This window comes from Streptomyces sp. CC53, assembly GCF_001865245.1.
Lineage (GTDB): Bacteria > Actinomycetota > Actinomycetes > Streptomycetales > Streptomycetaceae > Streptomyces.
This window is the reverse complement of the sequence record NZ_MKXB01000111.1, coordinates 29,454-35,578: the sequence shown is the minus strand read 5'-3', so window position 1 is coordinate 35,578 and position 6,125 is coordinate 29,454. Positions and strand designations below refer to the sequence as shown.

Annotated in this window: 4 protein-coding genes; 3 read left to right on the top strand and 1 reads right to left on the bottom strand. The window is 73.6% G+C overall.

All coding sequences use genetic code 11. The annotated features are described in order from the left end of the window. Positions 1-123 precede the first annotated feature (123 nt). Positions 124-2,070: a SpoIIE family protein phosphatase gene (locus BJP40_RS11020; protein WP_256220706.1), complete on the top strand. Its 1,947-nt coding sequence runs from the start codon at positions 124-126 to the stop codon at positions 2,068-2,070. A 227-nt stretch (positions 2,071-2,297) separates the two neighbouring features. On the opposite strand, the gene BJP40_RS11015 is transcribed toward BJP40_RS11020, so the two are convergent. Next, the gene (locus BJP40_RS11015) at positions 2,298-4,589 is read right to left on the bottom strand and encodes a transglycosylase domain-containing protein (RefSeq protein ID WP_071280213.1); all 2,292 of its coding nucleotides are present in this window, start codon (positions 4,587-4,589) and stop codon (positions 2,298-2,300) included. A gap of 275 nt (positions 4,590-4,864) precedes the next feature. On the opposite strand from BJP40_RS11015, the gene BJP40_RS11010 reads away from it, so the two are divergent. Together BJP40_RS11010 and BJP40_RS11005 are read left to right on the top strand one after the other, a co-directional pair. Then, positions 4,865-5,851 (top strand): SPFH domain-containing protein, encoded by a 987-nt coding sequence (locus BJP40_RS11010; protein ID WP_079171079.1) that lies wholly within the window; start codon positions 4,865-4,867, stop codon positions 5,849-5,851. Continuing rightward, positions 5,797-6,084, top strand: coding sequence for a hypothetical protein (locus BJP40_RS11005; RefSeq protein ID WP_079168821.1), 288 nt, complete (start codon positions 5,797-5,799; stop codon positions 6,082-6,084). Before BJP40_RS11010 ends, BJP40_RS11005 begins: the two co-directional genes overlap by 55 nt. Positions 6,085-6,125: the final 41 nt, after the last annotated feature.

The window sequence follows — 6,125 nt, the reverse complement described above, 5'->3', positions numbered from 1 at the left end:
GGGCCCGGCCGCGCCGCCGACGCCCGCGCGGCGGCGCAGGCGGGCCAGACGGGCCAGGCGGGGCCGCCCGCACCGCGCCGGCAGGCGAGCGGTACCGGCGTCGGCGCCGACGCGTCGGCGCCGGTGGACGGGGAGGCGCCGCAGACCGGTGCCGGACGCCCGGCGCCGGACGGGTCCGTCGCCGGGACCGAAGACGGACCGGCGTCCGCCGCGGGCAGCGGTTCCGGCACCGGGGCGGGCACGGCGGCCGTGAGCCCGGCGGACCACGGAGTGTCAGCACCGGGCGAGCCGCCCCCACCGACGGACGCCTCCGGGTCCCTGCCGACGGCGCGGCACGAGCCGGTCGGGACGGCGCGGCGGGAGGGCGACCGGCTGCGGTTCGTGGGGGCCGCCACGCGGCGGATCGCCCGCGGCCTCGACCTGGACGAGATCGTCCTCGGGCTGTGCCGCGCCACCGTCCCCACCTTCTCCGACGCGATCCTCGTCTACCTCCGGGACCCGCTGCCGGTGGGCGACGAGCGGCCCGTCGACCCGTTCGTGCTGCGGCTGCGCCGCACGGACCGGCTGCGGTTAACAGAGGAGGACTCCGCCTCGGACCTGGGCCTGCTGACGTCGGGGCCGGTCGTGGCGCCCGACGCGGGCGAGCCGAGCCCGGCCGCCGAGCTGTGCGAGGTGCAGCCGGGCGGTCCGCTCGCCGAGGTGCTGCGCGGGGTGCGGCCGGTGTTCGGCGACTCCGAGGCGGCCCGTGCCGCGCTGCCCGAACTGCTCGGCGAGGGCAGGACCGTGCCGTCCGGGCACCGGGCCGTGCTGGCGCCGCTGCGCGGGCGGCGCCGCGTCATCGGTGCGGCGGTGTTCCTGCGGGGCTCCGACACTCCGCCGTTCGAGCAGAACGACCTGCTCGTGGCGGCGCAGTTGGCGACGCACACGGCGCTCGGCATCGACAAGGCGGTGCTGTACGGGCGGGAGGCGTACATCGCGGACGAGCTCCAGCGGACCATGCTGCCCGAGAACCTGCCGCAGCCGACCGGGGTGAAGCTGGCGTCCCGCTACCTGCCGGCCGCCGAGACGGCCCGGGTGGGCGGCGACTGGTACGACGCGATCCCGCTGCCCGGCAGCAGGGTCGCCCTCGTCGTGGGCGACGTCATGGGCCACTCCATGACGTCGGCGGCGATCATGGGACAGCTGCGGACGACCGCGCAGACCCTCGCGGGGCTCGACCTGCCGCCGCAGGAGGTGCTGCACCACCTGGACGAGCAGGCGCAGCGGCTGGGCGAGAACCGCATGGCGACCTGCCTGTACGCGGTGTACGACCCGGTAGCGCACCGCATCACGATCGCCAACGCGGGCCACCCGCCGCCGGTCCTGCTGCACCTGGGCGGGCGTGCGGAGGTGCTGCGGGTGCCGCCGGGTGCGCCGATCGGGGTCGGCGGCGTCGACTTCGAGGCGGTGGAGCTGGACGCGCCCGCGGGGGCGACCCTGCTGCTCTACACCGACGGGCTCGTCGAATCGCGACTGCGTGACGTGTGGGCCGGGATAGAGCTGCTGCGGGAGAGGCTGGCGGCGACCGCCCAGCTGACCGGCCCCGACCACTCGCCTCCGCTGGAGGCGCTGTGCGACGACGTGCTGGACATGCTCGGGCCCGGTGACCGGGACGACGACATCGCGCTGCTGGCGGCGCGGTTCGACGGGATCGCGCCGAGCGACGTGGCGTACTGGTTCCTGGAGCCGGAGGACGCCGCTCCCGGCCGGGCCCGGCGGCTGGCCCGCAAGGCGCTGACCCGGTGGGGCCTGGAGGACCTGACGGACTCGGTGGAGCTGCTGGTCAGCGAGGTCGTGACGAACGCGGTGCGCTACGCGACACGGCCGGTGACGCTGCGGCTGCTGCGGACGGACGTGCTGCGGTGCGAGGTCGGCGACGACTCGCCCCAGCTGCCCCGGCAACGCAGGGCGCGGGACACCGACGAGGGCGGGCGCGGGCTGTTCCTGGTGAACCGGCTGGCCCGCCGGTGGGGCGCCACCCGGCTGTCGACGGGCAAGGTCGTGTGGTTCGAACTGCCGACCCCGGTGTAGCCCCTTCCCACGGCGCCGTACGGCTCGGATCTCCCCTGCGGCGGTCCTCCACGGCGCGGGGGCCGAGCCCCGCACTGCCGTACCGCTCGGAGCTCGGCCCTGGCGGTGCCCTGTCGGTGCGGGGCGTCATCGCGGCGTCCGCAGCGGGCGGGGCCCGTGATGCGCGGCGGCCGGCTCCCCCGTGGTCCGTGGGGAGCCGGCCGCTGTACGGGTGTCCGGGGCGGCCGTTACGCGCCGGGCGGCTGGAACGGCCTGGTGTCGCCCGGGCCGGTGATCGTGCCCGGGTCCGTGCCGGTGTCGCCGCCGCTGTCGCCCGGGGAGCCCGTGGGGTCCGGGGAGTCGGTCGGGGGGTCGACCGGCGGGGGCACGCTGGGGCTCGTGGGCGGCTTCGGCGGGTTCGGCGGGCGGCTGGAGGCCGGGGAGGACGACGCGGGCTCGGACGGCTCGCGGGACGGTCCGGTGTTCTCGCTCGCGGACGGTGAGGTGGACGTGCTCGGTGAGGGGCTCCGTGAGGCGTCCGGGTCGGGCAGCGGGTCCTGCCGCGGGCTGTCGATGAGGTCGAGGTCGAACTCGGCGTCGGAACCGCCGCCGAGGGCGTCGCGGGTGTAGTCGGCCCAGATCCGGGCGGGGAAGCCGCCGCCGCTGGCGCGGCCCGCGTTCGCCGTGCCCGTCAGCGTCACCTGCCGGCCCTTCTCGGCGTCCTCGCCGAACAGCGCCACGGCCGTGACGAGTTCGGGGGTGTAACCGACGAACCAGGCGGCCTTGTTGTTCTCCGAGGTGCCGGTCTTGCCCGCGGCGTCGTACGCGGAGGTGTCCGCGGCGCGGCCCGAGCCCGCGTCGACGACGCCGGTCAGCACGGAGGTGACGGTGTCGGCGCTCTTGCGGCTGATGGCCTGCGGACCGATCGGGTCGGGCAGCTCGACCGTGCGGTCCTTGTGCTCGACGGACTTCACGATCGTCGGCGTGACCTTCTTGCCGTGGTTGTCGAGCGTGGCGTAGACGCCGGCCATGTCCCAGGTGGAGGCGCCCATGGTGCCCAGCGACATGGCGGGCTTCTCCACGAACGCGTCGCCGTCCTTCATGCCGAGGTCGAGGGCGGTCTTCTTCACCTTGGCGGGTCCGACGTCCACGATCATCTGCGCGAAGACGGAGTTGACCGACTTGTTCATGGCCTGCTGGACGGTCACGGGGCCCCAGCTGCGGTCGTCCTCGTTCTCCGGGTCGAACGGGGTGTCGCTGCCTACGACGGGACGCCTGCTGGTGCCGTCGTAGACGGTGTTGACGCCGATGCGGCGCCCGTCCTGGGTCTCGGAGCCGTTCTCCAGGGCGGAGGCGAACACGAGGGGCTTGAAGGTGGAGGCGGGCTGGTAGTCGCGGCGGGTCGCGTTGGACAGCCAGTGCTCGGTGGCGCCGACGCCGCCGTACAGGGCGACGACGTGGCCGGTCTTCGGGTCGACGGAGGTGGCGCCGGCCTGGACGGTGGCGTCGACCTCGTCGCCCTCGCGGTCGAGCTTGCTCTCCAGCTGGTCCCCGACGGCCTCGACGAGTTCGTCCTGCCGCTTCTTGTCGACGGTGAGGGTGACCGTCCACCCGCCGGCGTTGATGTCCTCCTCGGAGACGCCCGCCCGCATCAGTTCCTGGTTGGCGGCTTCCACGAGGTACCCGGTCTGCCCCTCCATGCCGGGGGCGGCCTTCGGCTTCTGCGGTTCGGGGAAGGTGAGCCCGGCGCGCTCGGCCGCGTCGAGCCACTGCTTCTCGACCATGTTGTCGAGGACGTAGTCCCAGCGCTCCCGCACGAGCTTGCGGCCGGTCGGGGTCGCCGTGGACCAGTCGTACTGGTTGGGGGCCTGGAGCAGCGAGGCGAGGTAGGCGCCCTGCGGGATGGTCAGTTCGCTCGCGTCGACGCCGTAGTACGCCTGCGCGGCGGCCTGGATGCCGTAGGCGCCACGGCCGAAGTAGCTGGTGTTGAGGTAGCCGGCGAGGATCTCGTCCTTGCTGCTGCGCTGGTCCACCTTGAGGGCGATGACCAGTTCCTTGAGCTTGCGGGTGACGGTCTGGCTCTGGTCCAGGTAGTAGTTCTTGACGTACTGCTGGGTGATGGTGGAGCCGCCCTGGCGGCCGTTGCCGGTCACCGTGTTGAAGACGGCGCGGCCGGTGCCCATGACGTCGACGCCCGCGTCCGTGTAGAAGGTCTTGTTCTCGGCGGCGACGAACGCCTTCTCGACCGGGTCGGGGATCTTGTCCAGCCCGATGATGGAGCGGTTGTACTCGCCCTTGCGGGCGAGGAGCGTGCCGTCGGCGTAGCGGTAGACGTTGCTCTGGAGGGTGGCCGTCGCGTTCGCCGCGGGGACGGGCACCATCAGGTACACGATGTACAGGGCGCCCATCGCGAGCAGGGCGCCCACGAGGAAGGTGCCCAGCAGCTTCCGCCAGGTGAAGAGGCGCCGTATGCGGCCCCGTTCCGTGCCTTCCCGGCGCGACCCGCGCTGCCGGGACCGTCGCGCATCCGCTCGGGCCATGGCTCCGTTGCTCCGCTCTTCGTCTCTTCGGCTCTCTGCTGACGTCTTCGTTCGCTCTCACACCGCCGGATCGGCTCAGCAAGCTAACCCGTCACAGGCGACATAGACCAATGGATCCGGCCTTATCGGAACGTGACAATCAGCACCCGTTCCACACGGAACCGACTCACGGGGGCTGCGCAAGGTTGCCGCCCCCGCTAAAGTGATATCATTTTGCTCATACAGAGAGAGCAGATCAGTACGGCAGCAGACCGCTGCAGAACCGGGGGCCTCCCATGTCCGCATCCACACCGTCCGCAACCCCCTCCACACCGTCCGCCCCGGCGGCCGACACGTCACCCGCCGCAGCACCCGCGCCCGCCGGGGCGGCCGCGACCGAGGTGCGGGAGTTCACCGCCTACAGCGCGGGCGGCGGCCCCGCCCTGCTGGCCGGACTGACCGGCGTCCTCGCCGGCGGCGCCCTGTTCGCGGCGGGGTCCACCACCAGCGCCGCACCCGGGGTCCGCGCGACGCTGGTGGTCCTGGGCGTCCTCGTCGCGCTGGCCGCGGCGCTGGCCATGACGGGTCTCAACATGGTGGCGCCCGGCGAGGCGCGGGTCGTCCAGCTCTTCGGCCGCTACCGGGGGACGGTGCGCAGCGACGGCCTGCGCTGGGTGAACCCGTTCTCCACGCGGACGGCGATCTCCACGCGGGTGCGCAACCACGAGACCGCCGTCCTGAAGGTCAACGACGCGTACGGCAACCCGATCGAGCTGGCGGCGGTCGTGGTGTGGCGGGTGGAGGACACCGCGCAGGCGCTGTTCGAGGTCGACGACTACGAGCGCTTCGTCTCCACGCAGACGGAGGCCGCGGTCCGGCGCATCGCGATCGAGTACCCGTACGACGCGCACGACGAGGGCGGGCTGTCCCTGCGCGGCAACGCCGAGGAGATCACGGAGAAGCTGGCGGAGGAGCTGTACACGCGGGTGCAGGCGGCGGGCGTCCGCATCGTCGAGTCCCGCTTCACGCACCTCGCGTACGCCCCCGAGATCGCCTCCGCCATGCTGCAGCGTCAGCAGGCCGCCGCGATGGTGGCCGCGCGCCAGAAGATCGTGGAGGGCGCGGTGGGTATGGTCGAGGCGGCACTCGACCGGATCACCGAGCGCGACATTGTGGACCTGGACCCGGAGCGGAAGGCAGCGATGGTCTCCAACTTGATGGTGGTGCTGTGCGGCGACCGCTCCGCGCAGCCGGTCCTCAACACGGGCAGCCTCTACCAGTGACCGCCCGCCGCGAGCGGAAGCAGGTCCTCCTGCGCCTCGACCCGGGGGTGTACGAGGCGCTGGCGCGCTGGGCCGCGGACGACCTGCGCAGCGCGAACTCGCAGATCGAGTTCCTGCTGCGGCGCGCGCTCGCGGACGCGGGCCGCCTGCCGTCCGCACCGGCCCCGCTGCCCCGGCGGGGGCGCCCCCCGAAGGCGCCTCCCACCGGGCAGGCGCGTCCCGAGGACGGCTAGCGGATGCCTGCCCCTCCTCCCGCGCACACGCCTTCCGGGAC

Excerpts from the sequence above, each read along its gene's own strand:
- BJP40_RS11010 (WP_079171079.1), top strand. The coding sequence starts at position 4,865 with ATGTCCGCATCCACACCGTCCGCAACCCCCTCCACACCGTCCGCCCCG.
- BJP40_RS11015 (WP_071280213.1), bottom strand. The coding sequence starts at position 4,589 with ATGGCCCGAGCGGATGCGCGACGGTCCCGGCAGCGCGGGTCGCGCCGG.